The following is a 20,930-nucleotide window of genomic DNA, read 5'->3' as shown; positions in this document are numbered from 1 at the left end:
GAGGAACAAAAAATCGGTATGGATTCTAAAAGAAAATGGGGCCCGAAATGAGCCCCATTTCCTTTGTGAGCCGGTCAGATGCCGACGGGATACGCGCCTCTTGCAGGAAGAGGCCCTCCCGTCGCATCCGGCGGGGCCTGGCTATTAAAAGCCGTTAATTAGGCAGCGGGGGTCGCTTCCGGGGCTTCCTCAGCGGCAGCCACTTCGATGAACTCTTCCTCAGCCGGGGCTTCCTCGGCGGAGACAGCGCTGTCGGCGCGGCCGGCGATCACGGCGTCGGCGATGCCGGCGGCGTAGATCTGAACAGCCTTCGAGGAGTCATCGTTGCCCGGAATGACATAGTCGATGCCTTCGGGCGAGCAGTTCGTATCCACAACGCCGATGACGGGGATGCCGAGCTTGTTGGCTTCCTGAACGGCGATCTTGTGGTAGCCCACGTCGACGATAAAGAGGGCGTCGGGAAGACCCGTGAGGTCCTTGATGCCGCCGATCGACTTGTTGAGCTTCTCAACGGAACGCTGGAAGTCGAGGGCTTCCTTCTTCGTCAGCTTGGCGGCGGTGCCGTCCTCGAGCTGCTCTTCCATTTCCTTGAGGCGCTTGATGGTGCCGCGAACCGTCTTGAAGTTCGTGAGCGTGCCGCCGAGCCAGCGCTGGTCGACCCAGCCGCAGCCGGCGCGCTGAGCTTCCTGAGCGATGATTTCGCGACCGCCGCGCTTCGTGTCGACGAAGAGGATGCGGCCGCCCTGGCTCGCGAGCTGACGGGCGAACTTGCAGGCTTCATCAAACATCACAACCGTCTTTTCAAGGTTGATGATGTGAATCTTGTTGCGGGAGCCGAAAATGTACTGAGCCATCTTCGGGTTCCAGAAACGGGTCTGATGACCGAAGTGGCAACCCGCTTCGAGCATTTCACGCATGCTGACCATTTGATTTCTCCAAGGTTTTGTCAGTCTGACACGGCCTGCAGGAACCAATTCTTCTTCTCGGAATCAAAGGCACCTCGGGCGCAGACCGCGCGCAATGTACATACCCGGGCCGACCATGGACACCGGGCGGAATAGATCCGGCCTCAGGAGAAAAAATCCCGAGGCCGGAACAAGGCGCGCATTTTACGTGCGCGCAGATTTGATTTCAACCGAAAAGCGAATCTTTTTTGGATCCCGCTTCTCCGGCGGACCGCTTCCCTTACTTCAGGGGCCTCGCGGAGCGCACGTCAAGCTTCGTGCGGTTCCAGTCGCGGTCGATTTCGGCGCGGATTTCCATCGGAGCTCCCTTCCGAACCATCGACCAGTCGCGGTCGTGATCGAGCTCAGCAGTGATGGCGTTGCCGGCCTCATCCTCAAACTCATACTTGTCGCCCCTCAGGTGCTGCGTGAACTTGCCGCGAAGAAGGACGACCTGATCGTCGGCGCCGTTTTTAAGCACCCACTGAACGGTGACGAGCTTGTTGTTGCCGAACCCCTGCGGGGCGCGGGCCTCGGCAGAAGCCGGAGCATCGAAGCCCGAGGGGCCGGCAGCCTGCACGGCAGGCGCAGCGGCAAAGGCAAGTGCGGCAATCGAAGCCAGAGCGGCAAGACGAAGATTGGTGCGGCGGGTCATGATTTTCTCTCCCGGCTCCCCATTCAAAAGGGAGCCTTCTTATTTGAAACTGCCGGATCTTTTCGAGCGGAATTGATTTTCCGCTTCTCCAAGTCTTCCGGCCGGGAGGCGCTCTCGCCTCCCCTTGATGTTTACAACTCTAGGCCGCCCACATTAGCGAATCGTTAGTCCTTCGTTAGCGAAACCTTAGAAATATATCGTTGCAGCAGTTTTCTTCCGGACGTGTTTACCGACGACTGACGGGCCTTAATGCGCTTCACCTCATTAGAATGTGGGCACCTTCCGCGAGGAGAAGGCTTCCTTTTCCCTTGCGCATCCGCTCCGGAGAAGCCTCAGGGAGATGGCGCGCCTCTGCTCGCTCCCTCACCGGCGCTTTCGTCCGGAGCCTGATTTCCTTCTTCCAGTTTTCCATTACACAGAGACATCATGGCGATTTCCATCAAAACGCCCGAGGACATTGCGGGACTCCGCATTGCCGGCCGTCTTGCGGCCGAGCTCCTCGACTATCTCACGCCCTTCGTGAAGCCCGGCGTCTCCACCGGCGAACTTGACCGCCTCGCTTACGACTACACGGTGAACGTGCAGAAGTGCATTCCAGCCTGCCTCGGCTACACGCCTCCGGGAATGACGCCCTATCCGGCGACGACCTGCATTTCGATCAATCACGTCGTCTGCCACGGCATTCCGAGCGACAAGAAAATCCTGAAGCAGGGCGACATCGTCAACATCGATGTGACGAGCATCAAGAACGGCTACCACGGCGACACCTCGAGAATGTTCATCGTCGGCAAGCCCACCATCGCCGGCAAGCGCATGGTCGACCTTGCCTTCAATACGATGTGGGCGGGCATCGACGCCGTGCGCCCTGGCGGGTGCTTCAACGACATCGGCATTGCCTGCCAGCGCTATGCGGATCAGAACGGCATCTCCGTCGTGCGCGACTACGGCGGCCACGGCATCGGCAAGGGCTTCCATGAAGAGCCCCACGTCAATCACTTCCCGGTCCACCATCAGACGCCCGTCTTCGAGCCCGGCATGGTCTTCACGGTCGAACCCATGGTGAATGCGGGGCGCTACGGCGTCACCATGCTCGGCGACGGGTGGACGGTCGTCACGAAGGACCATTCGCTTTCCGCGCAGTGGGAGCACATGGTGCTCGTCACCGAAACGGGCTACGACGTTCTCACGGTGAGCAAGGGCACTCAGGCGCCTCCCGCCTTCGTGAAGGGATGGAAGCTCCCTGAGAATCTCTAAGAATTCTCTTTTCATCCCTTAGTCTCCGGAAAAGGCGGTCCGTCCGCCGGCATCAATCGCCGGCTCGCGAGGATCGCCTTTTTCTTATTCCTGCTTTTTCTTTCTGCGGAGTCCCGGTCGCCATGGAAATCAGTCCGGAAAAGTTGAGCGCCGTCGTCGAGCGCTTTAAGGAAGACCGCGCGCGCATTGCCGACGCCTGGCACGAATCGCACGACACGACGGCATGCCTCACGGCGCACAGCCGGGCGCTCGACCGCGCCGTTCTCGCGCTCGGAAGTCTGGCGGAGCTTCCCTCCGACGGTCTCGCGCTCGCAGCCGTCGGGGGGTACGGGCGCAGAGAGCTTTTTCCTCACTCCGACATCGACCTCCTCGTTCTTCTTTCAGACGACCGGGGAGAAGATGAGGAGACGAAAACAAAAATCTCGGCCTTCCTCGCCGCCCTCTGGGAGCTCGGCCTCACCGTGGGCGCAGCCGTCAGAACGGAAAAGGAATTCACGGCGGAAGCGGCCGAAGACGTTTCGATCGCCACCACCTATCTTGAGAGCCGCTTTCTCTGGGGCGAACGAACGCTTTACGACGCATCCCGCGACGACTTCTTTGCGAGCCTCGACGCACGCGCCTTCTTTCGCGACAAGATGCTCGAACTCCGCCGCAGGCACCAGAAGTACGAGGACACGCCCTACGCGCTCGAACCCAACCTCAAGGAGTCGCCCGGAGGCCTGAGAGACCTTCAGGTCTTTCTCTGGTGCGCCCGTGCGGCGGGCTTGGCAGACAGCCTTCAGGGCATGAAGGACGCGGACCTCATCACCGAGCGCGAGATGCATACGATCGAGGAGTGCTTCCGCTTTCTCGCGAAGCTCAGAATCGAGCTCCATCTTCTCACGAACCGCGACGAAAACCGGCTTCTCTTCGACGTTCAGGAAGCGCTCGCCGCCCGGCTCGGCTACAAGGCGACGGGGCTCATGCGGGCCTCTGAAGCCCTCATGAAGCGCTACTACTGGAATGCCAAGTCGGTCGTCCAGATGTCGATCATCCAGCTCCAGACCATTTCGGACCGCCTTGTCGGCGGGTCGGCGCTCGCCACGCCCGTGCGTCTTTCCGCCGACTTTCTCGCGCTCGGCGATGAAATGGATATTGCCGGGGACGACGTCTACGAAAAGAACCCGAAGGCGATTCTGCGCACCTTCCTCGTCTTTGCGCTCCACCCAGAGCTCACCCGCTTTTCAACGAGGCTCCTGCGCGCCCTCTGGCACGCGACGCCGAAAATCGGCGTTGCCTACCGCGAGGATCCGGAAAACCAGAAAACCTTCCTCGACATCATCAAGCTTGAAAAAGGCGCCGACGATGCGCTCGCCATGATGAATGCCTGGGGGATTCTTTCCCGCATGCTGCCGGCCTTCCGGCATGTCGTCGGGCAGATGCAGCACGATCTCTACCACATCTTCACGGTCGACCAGCACACGATCCTTGTCGTCAAGAACCTCTGCCGCTTCCGCCGCTCCGAACACGCCCACGAGTATCCCCTCTGCACGCAGCTCATGACGGCGCTTCCCGACTCGTGGAGGCTCATCATTGCCGGGCTCTTTCACGATATCGGCAAAGGCCTCGGGGGCGGCCACGAGGTGATCGGCGCCGAGAAGGCGGAGATCTTCTGCAGCCGCTTCGGACTTTTCCATGAAGACACGGAGTTCATCACCTTCCTCGTGCGCGAGCACCTCGTCATGAGCCGCGTGGCGCAGAAGGAGGACATTTCAGACCCGGAAGTGGTTGAGCGCTTCATCCGCCTCGTGGGAACCAAGGAGCGGCTCGATGCGCTCTACCTTCTCACCGTCGCCGACATCCGTGCGACCTCGCCCAAGGTATGGACGCCCTGGAAGGCGGCGCTCCTTGAAAACCTCTACCATGCCGCGCTCGAACGCCTTGTCGGCTCGGGCGGCGAAGCCACGCTCGCCGACGTTGCCGAAAGGCGGCGCAGGGAAGCGATTGAACTTCTCCACGGGCGCGTCTCCGACGAAGCCCGCAGCCGCCTCTGGCGGGAGCTCGACCTCGTCTACTTCATGCGCCATACGAGCGAAGAAATTGCCTGGCACACCGAGATGCTCGCGCTCCACGTGATGGACTCAACGCCCATCGTCCGCGTGAAGCGGAATGCCTCAACGGAAAGCCTCACGATTCTCCTTTACCTTCGCGACCGGAAGGACCTCTTCCTCCGGTCCGTCGCCTGGTTCGGGAAGAATTCGCTTTCCGTCGTGGACGCCCGGGTGCACACCACGCGCCACGGCTGGGCGCTCGACACGTTTCTTGTCGCTGATGCCTTCGGGCGGTTTGATTCGCCCGAGAAGCTCGCACAGATGGAAAAGAGCCTCGCAGATGCTCTGATTTCCGAAAAGCCCCTGCCCCCCGCGCCGAAGGCCCGGCTCTCGCGCCGCTCAAGACACTTCCCCACGCGCCCGAGCGTCAACATCCACCCGGACGAATCGCACCGAGCCTTCATTCTGAATCTCGTCGGTACGGACAGAATCGGGCTTCTCTACGCAATCTCGCAGGTTCTCGCCAAATACAGCGTCAATCTGCAGACCGCGAAGATTGCGACCCTGGGCGAACGCGCCGAAGACGTCTTCCTCATCGACGGGGCGGCGCTCCATGAGGACAGCCTGCTGCTGGCCTTTGAGGCGGAGTTGATCGAAGCGCTCCTGCCGCAGAAGGCTTAAAAAACCGCCTTCATCCCGCACCAAAAATTCAAAGGCCGGATTTCCCGCTGAGGAACTCCGGCCTTTTTGCATTTCCACGGGGAAGCGTCGGAAGCGACGCTTCTCCGGAAAAGCTCGTTCGTTTTAGAAAACGATCTTCGAAATGCACCAGCCGATGATCGTGCCGCTCACCACGAAGACGAGCCCCGGGCGCAGATACGAATGGTTGATAACGAAGCTCCCGAGCTTGGTCGTCCCCGTACGGTCGAAGGCCGTGCAGCCGATCTGAGCGCCGCCCGGAATCATGAAGTCGCCGAAGCAGCAGGCCCAGGTGCCGATGAGGAATTCGGGCGGCAGCCCGAACTTGAGGCCGAGCGGCATCATGATCGTGGTCGAGACCGTGGGCGAGAAGATGACGCTCGAGGCGCAGAAGGCCGCGAGGCAGAAGACGAAGGGCGCATCCTTCGCGAAGCTCGAGAAGACGTCGGCGAGAAGCTTCGTGTGAAGGTCGAAGAATGTACCCGTGCACCAGGCAATGCCGAAAACGCCGACGACGCCGATGAGGCCGGAACGGAAGACCGACCCGGACGCGAATTTTTCGGGCGGCACGCGGCAGAGGAGAATGATGAAGAAGGCCGTGGCGAGCATCACCATCTGAATGAGCGACGGGATCGGGAGCTGAGAAACCTTTCCAGCGGCTTCCCAGGCCGGACGAAGGCCCGGGATCGAGCCCATGCAGATCGAGACGAGGATGCCGATGAGGAAGATCCCCACTGCACGACGGGCAAAGGGCTTCTCTTCATACTTCTGCTCGGCATTGACGCCTGCGAGCCACTGGTAGTCGCCGTTTGCAAGGCGGCGCTTGAATTCAGGATCGTCCTCAAGCTCGCAGCCGCGCCAGAAAACGGAAAGCGCCGTTACGAGAACGGTGAGGATGAAGGTCGGAACCGTGCAGGCAAGGATCTGCCAGAAGGCAATGCCCTGCATCGCCATAATGCCCACCATCGCCGCCATGGCGGCCGACATGGGAGAGGCCATCACGCCGATGCCGGCGCAGATGACGGAAGCGGAAACCGCGCGCTCGGGACGGACCTTCGCCGACGCAGCGACTTCAGCCACCACCGGGTAGACGGCGAAGGCGACATAGGCCGTGCCGACCAGCATCACGAAGAAGGAGCAGACCAGCGGGCCCACGAAGGTAATCGCACGCGGCCACTTGCGAAGAAGCTTCTCCGCCCAGCGCACGAGAAGATCGAGGCCGCCCGAGCCCTGAAGCACGGACGTGCAGGCAATCACCGCCGTGATGATGAGGAGGACCGAGACCGGGGGCGAGCCCGGCTGAATGCCCATGCCGAGAACCAGAATGCAGACGCCGAGACCGCCCGCTGCGCCGAGGCCCACGCCGCCCAGTCTGCCGCCGATCGCGACGCAGACGAGCACGACCGCAAGCTGCAGCCAGAAAGAAAGATCCATTTCCATGGTGGTAAGAGGGAATTTCTGAATGAGAGAAGCGCTGTCCGAAATGAAAATTTCGAACAGCGCACGGGAAACGGTCAGATTTTAGAGGTGCCGCCGCCTTTTTTGAAATGGCGGGAATTACCCGATAAGGCAGTAGATTCCATAGCCGGCCGCAACACCCGAAATGATGTGGACAAAGCCCGGTATCAGGTAGGAGTGGTTTAGCACCCAGCTGCCGAGATGCGTGGTGCCCGTACGGTCAAAGGAGCAGCAGCCGATCTGCGCGCCCCCCGGGATCAGGAAGTCGCCGCAGCTTGCCGGATAAAGGGCAACGAGGAGGAGCGGCGGGATGCCGATGGCGGCGCCGAGAGGCATCAGGGCGACGACCGTAGCGGACGGACTCAGGATGACGGCGGAGAAGAGAAAGAGCACGACGCCGAAGAGAAGCGGAGTCGACTCGGCCATCACCTTGAAAAGTTCCACAAAGCCGTCGTGATAGGCATCAAAGAAGGTGCCCGTAAGCCAGGAAACGCCGAAGACGCCGACAACGCCGATGAGGCCCGCGCGGAAGACCGAGCCGTCGGCAAACTTGTGCGACGGAATACGGCAGGCGACGATGATGAAGAGGCCGCAGGCAAGCATCACCATCTGAATGAGCTGAGGAATCGGCAGCGTGCTCGTCTTTCCGGCAACCGTCCAGACGGGGAGGAGTTCCTTGAAGAAGCCGAGAATAAGAACAGTGGCGACGCCGAGGCCGAAGATGCCGACCGAGAGGCGGACCTTCTTCATCTTCGCCGGATCTTCCTTCTCATTCTTCTTTTCCGTCATGACGAGATCCTGGAAGTCTCCGCTTTGAACGCGGCGGCGGAATTCCGGGTCGTTTTCAAGTTCCGTGCCCTTCCAGTAGACCGCGAGGCACGTGCAGCAGGTCGCGATCAGGAAGGCCGGGACCGTGATCATGAGAATCTCGATCAGCGAGACGTTGTAGGGCGAAAGCGCTGCAACGAGCGCGGCGGTAGCCGCGCTCATGGGCGAAGCCACAACCGCAATGCCCGCCGAGATGACGGAAGCGGCAATCGGGCGTTCGGGACGAACGCGCGCCTGCGTTGCGACTTCTGCGACGACCGGATAGACCGCAAAGGCAACGTAGGCCGTGCCGACAAAAATCACGAAGAGCGAGCAGACGAAAGGCGCCACGAACGTAATCGCCTTAGGCCACTTTCTCAGCATTCTTTCGGCAATTCTCACCATCCAGTCGAGACCGCCCGCGCCCTGCAGAATCGAGGTGCAGGCAATCACGGCCACGATAATGAGAATGGTCGACACCGGGGGCGAACTCGGCTTGAGACCGAAAAGCAGAACGAGAATGCAGACGCCGAGACCGCCCGCAGCACCAAGGCCCACGCCGCCGTATCTGCCGCCGAGACCGATGCAGAAGGCAACGGTAAGGAGCTGCAGCCAGAAATTGAGATCCATTTCCATGGGAATTCTCCTCTGGGAATGAGAGAAATCGAGGGTGAATCGACCTCTCCCGCAGACTCCGGAAGAAGTCTGCGGGATGGGTCAGGAGAGAAAAGTCGATAAAGGGGAAGCCGCCGGGATTCAGCGCTTCAGTTCCTCGTCCTCGCGGGCGAGAACGGCTTCGGCGCGGCCGAGCTGCTCGGCGACGCGCTCGGGCGCCGTGCCGCCGAAGGAGCGGCGTGCGCGCACGCACGTTTCGAGATTGATTTCCTCACGGATATCCTCTTCGATGCGGTCGGAGAAGCTTCTGTACTCCTCCATAGTGAAGTCGTCGAGGCGCTTGCCGTGCTTGATGCCGTAGTTGACCATGGCGCCCACGATGTGGTGCGCTTCGCGGAAGGGGATGCCCTTCTTCGCGAGATAGTCGGCAAGGTCCGTGGCGTTGGCGTAGCCGAGGTCGGCCGAAGCGCGCATCTTCGGAGCGTTGACGCGCATCTTGGCGATCATCGGCGTCATGATGGCGAGGCTGTCGAGAAGCGTGTCTATGGAGTCGAAGACCTGTTCCTTATCCTCCGAAAGGTCCGTGTTGTAGGCGAGCGGGATGCCCTTCATGATGGTGAGCATCGCCATCAGGTTGCCGTACATGCGGCCCGTCTTGCCGCGGATCTTTTCGGCGATGTCCGGGTTCTTCTTCTGCGGCATGATCGAGGAGCCGGTGCAGAAGTCGTCGGAGAGCTCAACGAACTTGAATTCCTGAGTCGAGAAGGTGACGAGCTCTTCGGCAAGGCGCGAGAGATGCATGTAGCACATCGCGGCAGCCGCATTGAATTCGACCATATGGTCGCGGTCGGAAACGCTGTCGATCGAATTCTCGGTCGGGCCGTCGAACCCGAGCCTTTGAGCCGTGTATTCGCGATCGATCGGGAAGTCCGTGCCGGCGAGCGCTGCCGCGCCCAGGGGGCAGCGGCCCATGCGGCGGTAGAGGTCGCCGAAGCGCGTGAAGTCGCGCTCCATCATCCAGAAGAAGGCCATCATCCAGTGCGAGAAGAGGATGGGCTGACCGGTCTGCATGTGCGTGTAGCCCGGCATGATCACCGACATGTTGGCCCGGGCAATCGTGATGAATTCCGCCTGGAGCGCGCGGATTCCCTTCTGCACCTCGCGAATCGCATGGCGCAGATACATCTTCGTAGAAGTCGTCGTCTGGTCGTTGCGGCTTCTGCCGGTATGGAGGCGCCCGCCCGCCGGTCCGACGATCTCGGTCATGCGCTTTTCGATCGCCATATGGATGTCCTCGTCCTTGACGGAGAAGACGAATTTCCCGGCGCGGATTTCTTCGGCGACCTTATCGAGTCCGGCGCAGATGGCTTCGGCATCTTCCCGGCTGATGATGCCCTGACGGGCAAGCATCGTCGCATGCGCCTGCGAATCCTGAATGTCGAACGGGCAAACGCGCTGTTCGAACGGAATCGTGGCGTTGAAGTTTTCAACGAGCTCATTGGCGGGAAGGTCGAAACGGCCGCTGCGGCTCTTGCTGTCCTGGTTGCTCATGCTGGTTCTCCTTTAAAAGCAACAAAATAATCTTGATGAACGCCATTATCTTCCATATTGTCGACAATATAAAAGATAATGGCGCCAACATGTTGATTATGGTCAGCATAAGGGGAAGCTCTTTACAGACCGTCAAAATGCCTTCCGACGTACCATTCCCTTCACAAGAACACGCTTTCCTTGAAGGACCTCAGCCATGACGGACATCACAGAAACCAAAAGCGCGAAGCTCGCGCGCTTCATTGTCGGCACGACCTATGCCGACCTGCCCCGCCCCATCGCCGAAAAAGCCGTAAGGCACATCCTCGACAGCATCGGAGCGGGCATTGCGGGGGCGATTGCGCCCGAGCCCCAGCTCCTGCTCAAAACCCTTCGGGGCGCGGGCGAAGGCGAAGGAAGGGCCTCCCTCTGGGGTGCCGGCGAAACGGTTTCACCGCTCAATGCCGCGCTCATCAACGGCACGGCTTCGCACGCCTTTGAGCTCGACGACACGGGCGGGTGCGACCATTCAGGCGCCGTCGTCGTCCCGGCCGCTGTTGCCGCCGTTGAGCTTTCCGGCCGCAAGGTGACGGGAGAGGAATTCATTGCCGCCGTCGTTCTCGGCTACGATGTTGCCCGCCGGGCGCTTGAAGCCTGCGGCGCCTATGAAGCGCATAACGGCGCGGGCTTTCATTCAACGGGCACCTGCGGCCCCTTCGGCGCCGCCGCGGCTGCCGCCAAAATTCTGGAGCTCGACGAACGTCAGACCGAAATGGCGCTCGGGCTCGCAAGCTCCTTTGCATCCGGACTCTGGTCCTGCGTACACGACGGCGCGCAGAATAAGCGCCTTCACGCCGGACACGCCGCCTGGGGCGGCCTCATGAGCGCCGTGCTCGCCAGGGAGGGCTTCACCGGTCCCTCCATGGTCTTTGAGGAAGTCTGGGGCGGCTTCAATAAGAGCTTTGCGCCCGCCTCTTCCGACCCCGATGCGTGGTTGAGGGACCTGGGGACAAACTGGAAGCTCGCGCGCGTCTCGATCAAGCCCCATGCCTCCTGCCGGTCAACCCACTCCTCGATCGACGCCGTCGACAACCTGATGGCGAGCCACGGCTTCAAGGCGGATGAAATCAAGGAAATCCTCGTCATCATCAATCCCTTCGTGCACGGCATGTGCGGCAAGTTCGCCATCCACCCGATGAACGCGGCGCAGCTATCGATCCCCTACAGCGTCGCTGCGGACCTCGTTTTCGGTTCGGCAAGCCTCGCGTCCTTTGCAAGAAGCCGCCGCGAGGATCCGAGAGTTGCCGAGATGATGAAGCGGATCCGCTTTGAAATTGATCCCTCGCAGAAGGACGATGACGAACCGATCGTGCGGGTGACGCTCGCGGACGGCCGCAGCTGGGAAGAGCGCGTCCCGATGCCCCTGGGCGCTCCAACCAATCCGGTGACCGACGAAGCGCTTCTCAGGAAATTCCGTTCCGTTACGGAAATGGTGCTTTTTGAAGCGGATTCTGCAGAACTCGCCCGCCGCCTGATGGCGCTCGAAGGCGTGAAGGACTTCCGCACGGAAATCGTGAGCCTTCTCGCCGCGGCTCCGAAGACCCGCGACCGCTTCGAGGCGTAATCGCTTTTTTCCCAGAGAAAGGCGGATTGGCCCGGAAGACGGGTCACTCCGCCTTGATGCCGTAGGCCGCGGCAGCCGCGACCTCCGCATCAATCAGTTCGACCAGAGCCGCCCGCGAAGCTTCATCGTCGCCCGCGCGGAGGGCCGCCAGAAGATCGCGGTCGAGCGAAATAATCTCCGATACGAAGCTCCCCGGCAGGTTGTCGCCGGCTTCGGCAAGCTTCTGCGCGCACTCGGAGAGGAGCGCCGCAGCAAACACCTGAAGCACGCGGTTGCCGCAGCCTTCAAGAAAGAGCGAATGAAAGGACTTGTGAATCGAGAGCGCCGCCACGGGGGACAAATTCACGCGCTCGAGCTGGCTGAACGTGTCGGCAAGACGCCCGAGCTGCATCGGAGTCATGCGTTTAACGGTAAGCGAAAGCACCGCGCTCTCCATCAGATCCCTCGCCTCACTGAATTCCATGGCGTTGAATCCGACCGATTGAATCTGCGAACCGATGCTTTTGGAGAGATCCTCGGGTTCGGGCGACACAAGCGTGAGGCCGCGCTTCTGGGCACGATGAACAACCCCCATTCTCGAAAGAATGTCGAGCACCCGGCGCACGCGGTAGCGCGATACATTGAACCGTTCCGCGAGCTTCATTTCCGTGTCCATCTTCTGACCTTCCCTGGCCTGAAGCATGAGATGACTGTGAATGTCGCGGAAGAGGCTCTCCTCGTCCATGAAAAATTCCCTGATGAATAGAGCGGGCAGCGCCCAAAAGTTTCAATTCTAGCGAAAGAGATTATGTCGCTTAATGACGTGAGAGTTGCCAATCAAACCGATCAACTTGTCGACAATTGCCGGCAACTAACCTTCTTTTCGTAGAGAACCTCGGTTAGCTCATAAAACCCTCTATTCTTTGCCCGCCAGACCTTTACGCGCGCGGGACAAAACGCCCACAATCACGCCCGGTAATTTTCTACTTTCCTTCCGTGCGTCCGCATCCGCACACTCATTTTCTGGAGTTTTAAGAACATGTCTCTGAAGACCAAAGCCGTCTTTGCAGCCGCTTTCTTCTCTGCCGCCCTCGCCGCCGGCATCGCCAGCGCCGCGACCTACACGGTCGGCACGGGTGCGACCTACCGACCCTTCGAATACGAAACGCCCAATAAGGAGCTCGTCGGCTTCGACGTGGACCTCATGAAGGAAATCGCCAAGGCGGGCGGCTTCGAAGTTGAATTCATCAACACGCCCTGGGACGGCATCTTCGCCGGCCTCAACAACGGCGACCGCGACATCGTCATGTCGGGCATCACGATCACGGAAAAGCGCAAGGAAGCCGTCGACTTCTCGCACCCCTACTTCCTCGCCCACCAGCTCATTCTCACGAATTCGAACCTGAAGATTACGAGCCTGAAGGACCTGAAGGGCAAGCTCATCGCCGTGGTCAACGCTTCTGCGGGCGACATTGCCGCCTCGCAGGAATTCGGCAAGGCCTCGACCAACATCCGCCGCTTCGACAACACGCCCCTCGCGCTTGAAGAGCTCGCCAACGGCGGCGTCGACGCGATGATCGGCGACGTGGGCGTTCTGCAGTGGTACGTGAAGCAGAACCCCGAGAAGAAGTTCAACCAGTGCCGCGATCCGGGCTTTGCCGAACAGTACTTCGGCATCGGCGTGAGAAAGGGCAACACGAAGGTTCTGAACGACGTGAACAACGGCCTCGAAAAGGCCATTTCCTCGGGCGCCTACAACAAGGTCTATCAGAAGTGGTTCGGCACGGATGCTCCGAAGCTTCCCCGCTGATCGCCTGAACCCGATTGCGAAGGGAAGCGTTCCTGAAGCCGCCCGGTTTTGAGAAGCGGCCCGCAGCGCTCCCTCCTCTCCAGTCATTTTTCCAAGCCACGTCGGCGTCCTGAAAAAATGGGCGCCGGCGCGTTTCTATAAACGGACCCTCAATGTTTGGTTTTCATTCCGACGTCATCGTTGAATACTGGCCGCTCTTCGTGCACGGCGCCTGGATGACCGTTCAGATCACCGTGATCTGCGTCTTCCTCGGCATGATTCTCGGCACGCTCCTCGGCATGGGGCGCCTCGCCTCCGCGCGCTACGAACCCGCAAAGTCGTTTCTCCATTTCGGCGTGCGCTGGCCGATCGCGGTCTACGTGAGCTTCTTTCGCGGCACGCCGCTCTTCGTGCAGATCTTTCTCATGCACTTTGCGGTGCTCCCGATCTTCATTCATCCGATCGACGGCCTCCTCATCGACGGCGCGCTCGCGCGCGAAATCCGCGCCAACTACGGCGCCATGCTCGCGGGCATCTGCGCGATCACTTTGAATTCCGGCGCCTACATGTGCGAAATCTTCCGCGCCGGCATCCAGTCGCTCGACAAGGGTCAGATGGAGTCCGCCCGGTCGCTCGGCATGACCTACTTCCAGGCCATGCGCAAGATCATCCTGCCGCAGGCCTTCCGCCGGATGCTTCCCGCGCTCGGCAACAACGCGATCGCCATTCTGAAGGATTCGTCCCTGGTGTCCGCGATCGGTCTCGCTGAACTTGCCTACGCCGCCCGCACGGTGGCCGGCGCCTCCGCCCGCTACTGGGAACCCTACATCACGATTTCCTGCGTCTACTGGGTGATGACGCTGCTTCTCGCCTGGGGCATCCGCCGCCTTGAAGCAAGGCTCGGGCGCGGCGACAACGGTCTTGGGAGCACGTCATGAGTGAAGAAAGCAAAAACGCCATCGTTGAAATTCAGAACCTGAAGAAGGCCTTCGGGGATCATGTGGTCCTGGACGGCATCAACCTTTCCGTCCGCCCGGGCGAAAAGGTCGTGGTCCTCGGCCCCTCGGGGTCGGGCAAGTCGACGATGCTCCGCTGCATCAACGAGCTCGAGGTTCCGACCTCGGGGAAGATTTTCGTGAACGGCGTCGAAGTGACGAATCCGAAGACGAACCTCAACAAGGTGCGCGAGCATCTCGGCATGGTCTTCCAGCGCTTCAACCTCTGGCCCCACAAGACGGTCGTTGAAAACGTTATGCTCGCGCAGCAGATCGTTCTCAAGGTTGCGGAGGAGCCCGCCCGCAGGAAGGCGCTTGAGCTCCTGAAGAGCGTCGGGCTTCTCGAAAAGGCGAACGACTATCCGGCGAGCCTCTCGGGCGGCCAGCAGCAGCGCGTCGCTATTGCCCGCGCGCTCGCGATGGAACCGAAGGTGATGCTCTTTGACGAACCCACCTCGGCGCTCGACCCCGAACTCGTGGGCGAAGTGCTCTCCGTCATGAAGCGCCTCGCTGACTCCGGCATGACGATGATCGTCGTCACGCACGAAATCGGATTCGCGCGTGAAGTCGCCGACCGCGTGGTCTTCATGGACGGCGGCCACATCATCGAGGAAGGCTCGCCCGAGGAGATCCTCGTTGCGCCTAAGGAAGAGCGCACGAAATCCTTCCTTGCACGCGTGCTTTGACGATGCCTATCTAACAAATCCAAATCTTCTATCAGCCCGCGGGAATGCTGCTTTCATTCCGCGGGCTTTTCTTTTCGCCTGCGTCCCGGCAATGCGCGACAACATTTCGACGCCGCCGGACACAATTTCACTTCAGTCGGAAACGGCTGCTTTCGGTAGTCTTCGCAAGGCCTTTTCCCCACCCAAACTCATCCGAAGGACTGATGACTTGCGGCGCGCCTTCGCTTAGAGTAAGGATTGGCAAAAAGAGAGGGCTTCTCCCTAGGGAAGTCCCCCATGAACCCGACCGACAGAGGATTCCTTCGCCCGCCATGACCACCGGCCGCATTCATTCTTACGAGACATTCGGATCCGTCGACGGACCCGGCGTACGGTTCGTCGTCTTCGTGCAGGGCTGCCGCATGCGCTGCGTCTACTGCCACAATCCGGATACCTGGCGCATTCAGACGGGGGAAATCGTCACGCCCGACGAAGTCCTCGAGCGGGCGCTCCGCTACCGTCCCTACTGGGGCGAAAAGGGCGGCATCACCGTGAGCGGCGGGGAGCCGCTCCTGCAGATTGAATTCGTGACGGAGCTTTTTGAAAAAGCAAAGCGTGCGGGCGTATCGACCACGATCGACACGAGCGGACTTCCCTTTACGCGCGAATCCGAAAATCTTGCGAGGTTCGAGCGCCTGATGGCCGTCACCGACCTCGTGCTCCTCGACATCAAGCACATCCGCCCCGACGCTCACAAGAAGCTCACGGGCTTCACAAACGAAACGATTCTCGACTTCGCGCGCTATCTCTCGGATAAGGAGAAGCCCGTCTGGATCCGGCACGTCCTCGTGCCCGAATGGACGGATGAGGATGAGGCCCTGGAAGCGCTCTCCGGCTTCATCAAGACGCTCAAGAACGTCCGTCGCGTCGAGGTTCTCCCCTTTCACAGCTTTGCAGAACCCAAGTGGGAGGCGCTCGGCATTCCCTGCCGCACGAAGGGCCTCCCGCCGCCTTCAAGGGAACGCATCCTCAATGCCGAGCGCATTCTCGGATGCGGGTCCGCGGAGATTTAGCAGTACCGATTTCCCCAGCTTTCCTTAATTTTTCATTTTCAAATCATAGGAGTTCCACCATGACTGAAGCCTGGCGCACCTTTACGGGAACGCACTGGAAGCGCGACATAAACGTCCGCGACTTCATTCAGAACAACTACACCCCGTATTCGGGCGGTAGCGACTTCCTCGCCGGCCCCACTGAAGCGACGCAAAAGCTCTGGGGACGCCTCTCCGAACTCCAGAAGGAAGAACGCGCCAAGGGCGGCGTCCTCGACATGGAGACCGAAATCGTCTCCTCGATTACTGCCTATCCTGCCGCCTACATTGATCCGGCTTTGAAGGATCTCGAGAAGGTGGTGGGCATCCAGACCGACAAGCCCCTGAAGCGCGCCTTCATGCCCTACGGCGGCATCCGCATGGCCCAGGAAGCCTGCCGCACCTACGGGTACGAACCCAATGCGAAGTTCGATCAGATCTTCAACGAATACCGCAAGACGCACAACCAGGGCGTCTACGACGCCTACACGCCCGAAATGCGTGCGGCGCGCAAGAATAAGATCATCACGGGTCTTCCCGACACCTACGGGCGCGGCCGCATCGTGGGCGACTACCGCCGCGTTGCGCTCTACGGCATCGATCATCTGATCGCTGAAAAGAAGCGCGATCTCAAAAACTGCGGCTGCGGAATGATGAGCGACGAAGTCATCCGCCAGCGCGAGGAGATCAGCGAACAGATCCGCGCCCTCATGGCGATGAAGGAGCTCGCAAAGAGCTACGGCTTTGATATTTCGAAGCCTGCAGTGAATGCCCGCGAAGCCGTGCAGTGGCTTTACTTCGGCTACCTCGCCGCCATCCGCACGCAGAACGGCGCCGCGATGTCGGTGGGCCGCATTTCGACCTTCCTCGACATCTACCTCGAGCGCGACCTGAAGGAAGGAACGCTCACGGAAAGCGAAGCCCAGGAACTCATCGACCATCTCGTCATGAAGTTCCGCATGGTGAAGTTCGCCCGCATTCCGGAATACAACCAGCTCTTCTCGGGCGACCCGGTCTGGGCGACGCTTGAGATGGCCGGCATCGGCATGGACGGCCGCCCGATGGTGACGAAGACGGACTTCCGCTTCCTCCATACGCTCGAAAACATGGATCCGGCGCCCGAACCCAACCTGACGGTCCTCTACACGAAGGCGCTTCCTGAGGCCTTCCGCCGCTATGCCGCGAAGATCTCGTGCCTCACTTCGAGCGTCCAGTATGAAAACGACGACGTCATGCGTCCGGTCTGGGGCGACGACTACTCGATCTGCTGTTGCGTCTCGGCGACCGAAACCGGCAAGGAAATGCAGTTCTTCGGCGCCCGCGCGAACCTCGCCAAGTGCATGCTCTACGCCATCAACGGCGGCGTTGATGAGAAGTCGGGCGCTCAGGTGGGTCCGGCCTATCGTCCGATCACGTCGGAATTCCTCGATTACGACGAAGTCATGGCGCGCTTCGACCCCATGATGGAGTGGCTTGCCGGCATTTACGTGAATACGCTCAACCTCATTCACTACATGCACGACAAGTACTTCTATGAAGCCGCCGAGCTCGCGCTCATCGATACCGACGTCCGCCGCACGTTCGCGACGGGCATTGCCGGCTTCTCGCACGTCGTCGACTCCCTCTGCGCCATCAAGTACGCGAAGGTGAAGCCCATCCGCAACGACAAGGGCGTGGCGGTCGACTTCGAGGTCGAGGGCGACTTCCCGCACTACGGCAACGACGACGAGCGCGCGGACGAATTGGCCGTGTGGCTTCTCAGAACCTTCATTGAAAAGGTCCGCCACTACCCGACCTACCGTCATTCCGAACCCACGACCTCGATTCTCACGATCACGTCGAACGTGGTCTACGGGAAGGCGACGGGGTCGCTTCCCGACGGCAGAAAGGCGGGCGAACCGCTCTCGCCCGGCGCGAACCCGAGCTACGGCGCGGAAAAGAACGGCCTTCTCGCGTCCCTCAACTCCGTCGCGAAGCTTCCCTACGAGTACGCGCTCGACGGCATCTCCAACACCCAGACGATCAGTCCCGACGCGCTCGGCCATTCGCTCGACGAACGCGCCGAAAACTTGGTCTCCGTGATGGACGGCTACTTCGCCCAGGGCGCGCACCATCTGAACGTCAATGTCTTCGGCACCGACAAGCTGATCGACGCGATGGAGCATCCCGAGAAGCCCGAATACGCGAACTTCACGATCCGCGTCTCGGGCTACGCGGTGAAGTTCATCGACCTCACTCGCGAGCAGCAGCTCGACGTCATTGCGCGCACCTGCCACCGGAAGATGTAATCAACGTCTTCCATTGATCGGATTACGCAATTTTTTGATGTAATCGGAGCGGGCCGGAATCCTTCCGGCCCGTTATTCTTTTCTTCGCTATGAAAAGAATGTCCTCTCCCCGCTTTCTGCTCTCCCGGCGCCGGCTTCTTGGCGGCGCCGCAGTCCTCGCAGCTCTCCCGCTCACGGTCTCGCTCGCTTCGTGCGCGACATCGCCCAAGGCTGAGATTGCGGGCGTCCAGCCCCTCGGCCAAACGTCCTTTGCGGCCTATGCCACAGAAACGCGCGCCTGGGTGAACGCCCGGCGGAAATTCGTGTCCGACGACACGGCGGCGGAGCTTCGGTGGAACACGCCCTCGGAGACGCTTCCCGCATCAGGCGCCGTCGGCACCCGCGGCATTCTTCTCATTCACGGACTCGGCGACTCGCCCTGGAGCTTCGTCGATCAGGCTCGCACTTACGCGAATGCCGGATGGCTCGTGCGGACAGTGCTCCTTCCGGGCTGCGGCACGCGGCCCGAAGACATGCTCGAGCCCACGGCGGACGACTGGCGCCGGGTGGTGCGGGAGCAGGCGGAGATCCTGGACCGCGACCTGAAAACGCTCCATCAGGGAGAGAAAACCGAGGTCTGGCTCGGCGGCTTCTCAACGGGCTGCAATCTCGCGATTGAATTCGCTTCCCGCCATGAATGGATCTCCGGGCTCGTCCTCTTTTCGCCCGCCGTGGAAGTGCGCACGCATCTCGCCTTCATGGCGCCGATTCTCGCGCCCTTCATCAACTGGCTGAGAGAGCCCGAGGATTCGATGATGGGAGGCCAGACGCCATTTCGCTACACAATCGTTCCCGTGCAGGCGCTTGCGGCCTTCGTCGACACGATGCGGAGCGCCGAGGAAGCGCTCCTGAGGAAGCCCTTTGAGCGCCCCGCCGTCATCATGATGAGCGAGCACGATTCGGTCGTGAATACTCAGGCGCTTCTTGAAACGTTCCCGAAGCGCTTCACGAACCCGCGCACGCGCTTTCTCTGGTACGGGGATCAATCGACCGCGTCGGAGCTCTCCGGCAATGACCCGCGGGTCGTCGTGAGGACCGACTATCTTCCGGACGAAAACATCACGAGCTTCTCGCACATGGGGCTTCTCTATTCGCCCGGAAATCCTCAGTACGGGAAAGAAGGCTTGAACCGCCTCTGCCGGTTGGGAGAAGACCGTACCTCCACCACCACCTGCCGCGGGATCCCCGAAAAGGACATCCATTACGGCGCCTGGGGCGACAAGAAGCGTACCGGAGTGACTGCTCGCCTGACGTTCAACCCCTGGTTTACGGAACAGGAGAAAGAGATCCTCTCCGTGATGAATGGATGAGTCAGAGGTCGGCTCTGGTGAGAACTTCTTTTTCGACCGTATGCTTTTCGATCACCGCCCAGTCGGGCTCGAACCCCGTGCCCGGGCGTTCCGATGCGGTGATATGGGCCTCACGGTCGATGAAGGTCGAGGGCGTCACCAGGTCGTCCGCGTAGTAGCGGTCCGACGACGGAATGTCGTTCGGGTAGACGTAGTTGGGAAGGGTCGCGACGGCAATGTTGTGCCCGCGCGCAACGCCCGCATCCACCATTCCGCCGCACCAGCAGCCGACGTTGTGACGGGCGGCAAATTCCTGAATGCGGCGCGCTTCCGTGAGGCCGCCCACGCGCGCCACCTTGATGTTGATGACCTTGCAGCTTCCGAGCTCGATAGCACGCCTCGCGTCGTCGACCGAGTCGACGCTTTCGTCGAGGCACACCGGCGTGCGGATCGCCGCCTGCAGATGCCGATGGTCGACGATGTCGTCGCTTGCGAGCGGCTGCTCGATCATGAGGAGGTCGAGCTCGTCCATCGCACGGAAGGTGTCGATGTCGTCGAGCGTATAAGCTGAATTGGCATCCGCCATCAGCATGATGTCGCCGAATTCACGGCGTGCCGCGCGCAGGTATTCGAGGTCGAAGCCGGGCGCAATTTTGCATTTGACACGCCGATAGCCCTGGCCCAGATACTTTTCAATGGTCTTCAAGAGCTCCGCCGGCGACTTTTCAATGCCGAGCGACACGCCGGACTCGATCACATTCTTAGTGCCGCCGAGCGCGCGCCACTCCGGAATGCCTTTTTCACGGCTCCAGAGATCCCAGAGCGCGCAGTCAACTGCAGACCTCGCCATGCGGTTTCTGCGAATCCACGCCGTCTGATCGAAAAACGCTTCGGGCGACGCAATCTCCTCGCTCCGGAGGAGCTCAGAGAGGAGAAATTCCCGGATCACATAGCGTGCGCCCACCGTCGTCTCTTCGTTGTACCAGGGACGCATGAAGGCCGAGCATTCGCCAAGCCCCAAACGCCTTTTGGCGTCGTAGAGCTCAACCAGGAGAAAGTCCTTGACGACGGTCGTGCCGAAGCTCGTGCGGAAGCCCGTCTTGAAGGGCAATTTCATCTGACGGATGACGGCCTTTTCGATGCGCATGTAAAGAATGTCCTTAGGGTGCTGCGAAGGGA

The 20,930-nt window shown here is 60.6% G+C and carries 16 protein-coding genes; 9 read left to right on the top strand and 7 right to left on the bottom strand.

Annotated elements, in window-relative coordinates:
* Positions 1-158 precede the first annotated feature (158 nt).
* On the bottom strand, positions 159-926 hold the full coding sequence (rpsB, locus tag FG381_RS11100) for a 30S ribosomal protein S2 (protein WP_139688849.1): 768 nt from the start codon (positions 924-926) through the stop codon (positions 159-161).
* A gap of 259 nt (positions 927-1,185) precedes the next feature.
* Positions 1,186-1,599 (bottom strand): NirD/YgiW/YdeI family stress tolerance protein, encoded by a 414-nt coding sequence (locus FG381_RS11095; protein WP_139688848.1) that lies wholly within the window; start codon positions 1,597-1,599, stop codon positions 1,186-1,188.
* Positions 1,600-2,025: 426 nt separating this feature from the next.
* Between FG381_RS11095 and map the strand changes: the two genes are divergently transcribed.
* Together map and FG381_RS11085 are read left to right on the top strand one after the other, a co-directional pair.
* Entirely contained in the window at positions 2,026-2,853 is an 828-nt protein-coding gene (gene map, locus FG381_RS11090) for a type I methionyl aminopeptidase (RefSeq protein ID WP_139688847.1), read from the top strand.
* A gap of 122 nt (positions 2,854-2,975) precedes the next feature.
* Positions 2,976-5,564: a [protein-PII] uridylyltransferase gene (locus FG381_RS11085; protein ID WP_139688846.1), complete on the top strand. Its 2,589-nt coding sequence runs from the start codon at positions 2,976-2,978 to the stop codon at positions 5,562-5,564.
* A 123-nt stretch (positions 5,565-5,687) separates the two neighbouring features.
* Here FG381_RS11085 and FG381_RS11080 read toward each other — a convergent pair whose 3' ends face one another.
* The 3 genes from FG381_RS11080 to argH form a co-directional block, all read right to left on the bottom strand.
* Positions 5,688-7,016, bottom strand: a complete 1,329-nt coding sequence (locus FG381_RS11080) for an anaerobic C4-dicarboxylate transporter family protein (RefSeq protein WP_226960234.1) — start codon at positions 7,014-7,016, stop codon at positions 5,688-5,690.
* A 123-nt stretch (positions 7,017-7,139) separates the two neighbouring features.
* Positions 7,140-8,483 carry an anaerobic C4-dicarboxylate transporter family protein gene (locus tag FG381_RS11075; RefSeq protein ID WP_139688844.1) on the bottom strand — a complete coding sequence of 448 codons (1,344 nt, stop codon included), beginning with the start codon at positions 8,481-8,483 and terminating at the stop codon, positions 7,140-7,142.
* A 120-nt stretch (positions 8,484-8,603) separates the two neighbouring features.
* Positions 8,604-10,013 (bottom strand): argininosuccinate lyase, encoded by a 1,410-nt coding sequence (gene argH, locus FG381_RS11070; RefSeq protein WP_139688843.1) that lies wholly within the window; start codon positions 10,011-10,013, stop codon positions 8,604-8,606.
* Between the two features lie 196 nt (positions 10,014-10,209).
* On the opposite strand from argH, the gene FG381_RS11065 reads away from it, so the two are divergent.
* Positions 10,210-11,616 (top strand): MmgE/PrpD family protein, encoded by a 1,407-nt coding sequence (locus tag FG381_RS11065; RefSeq protein ID WP_139688842.1) that lies wholly within the window; start codon positions 10,210-10,212, stop codon positions 11,614-11,616.
* Between the two features lie 43 nt (positions 11,617-11,659).
* Here the strand turns inward: FG381_RS11065 and FG381_RS11060 are convergent, their stop codons facing one another.
* Positions 11,660-12,340, bottom strand: coding sequence for a FadR/GntR family transcriptional regulator (locus tag FG381_RS11060; protein WP_139688841.1), 681 nt, complete (start codon positions 12,338-12,340; stop codon positions 11,660-11,662).
* 294 nt (positions 12,341-12,634) lie between these two features.
* On the opposite strand from FG381_RS11060, the gene FG381_RS11055 reads away from it, so the two are divergent.
* The 6 genes from FG381_RS11055 to FG381_RS11030 all read left to right on the top strand — a co-directional run bounded on the left by FG381_RS11055 (position 12,635) and on the right by FG381_RS11030 (position 19,772).
* Entirely contained in the window at positions 12,635-13,405 is a 771-nt protein-coding gene (locus FG381_RS11055) for a basic amino acid ABC transporter substrate-binding protein (protein ID WP_139688840.1), read from the top strand.
* 152 nt (positions 13,406-13,557) lie between these two features.
* Positions 13,558-14,322, top strand: a complete 765-nt coding sequence (locus FG381_RS11050) for an amino acid ABC transporter permease (RefSeq protein WP_139688839.1) — start codon at positions 13,558-13,560, stop codon at positions 14,320-14,322.
* Positions 14,319-15,065, top strand: a complete 747-nt coding sequence (locus FG381_RS11045; protein ID WP_139688838.1) for an amino acid ABC transporter ATP-binding protein — start codon at positions 14,319-14,321, stop codon at positions 15,063-15,065. The genes FG381_RS11050 and FG381_RS11045 overlap by 4 nt, the downstream gene beginning before the upstream one ends.
* A 311-nt stretch (positions 15,066-15,376) precedes the next feature.
* Entirely contained in the window at positions 15,377-16,117 is a 741-nt protein-coding gene (pflA, locus tag FG381_RS11040) for a pyruvate formate-lyase-activating protein (protein ID WP_139688837.1), read from the top strand.
* Between the two features lie 59 nt (positions 16,118-16,176).
* Positions 16,177-18,423: a formate C-acetyltransferase gene (gene pflB, locus FG381_RS11035; protein WP_139688836.1), complete on the top strand. Its 2,247-nt coding sequence runs from the start codon at positions 16,177-16,179 to the stop codon at positions 18,421-18,423.
* A 98-nt stretch (positions 18,424-18,521) separates the two neighbouring features.
* Positions 18,522-19,772: an alpha/beta hydrolase gene (locus FG381_RS11030; protein WP_226960235.1), complete on the top strand. Its 1,251-nt coding sequence runs from the start codon at positions 18,522-18,524 to the stop codon at positions 19,770-19,772.
* Position 19,773: 1 nt separating this feature from the next.
* On the opposite strand, the gene menC is transcribed toward FG381_RS11030, so the two are convergent.
* A complete protein-coding gene (menC, locus tag FG381_RS11025) occupies positions 19,774-20,898 on the bottom strand; it encodes an o-succinylbenzoate synthase (RefSeq protein ID WP_139688834.1) in 1,125 nt (374 codons plus the stop codon).
* Positions 20,899-20,930: the final 32 nt, after the last annotated feature.

The sequence above is a fragment of the Sutterella faecalis genome, assembly GCF_006337085.1.
Classification (GTDB): Bacteria; Pseudomonadota; Gammaproteobacteria; order Burkholderiales; family Burkholderiaceae_F; genus Sutterella; species Sutterella faecalis.
Note: the sequence above shows the minus strand (reverse complement) of the source record. Positions and strands in the feature narration are given on the sequence as shown.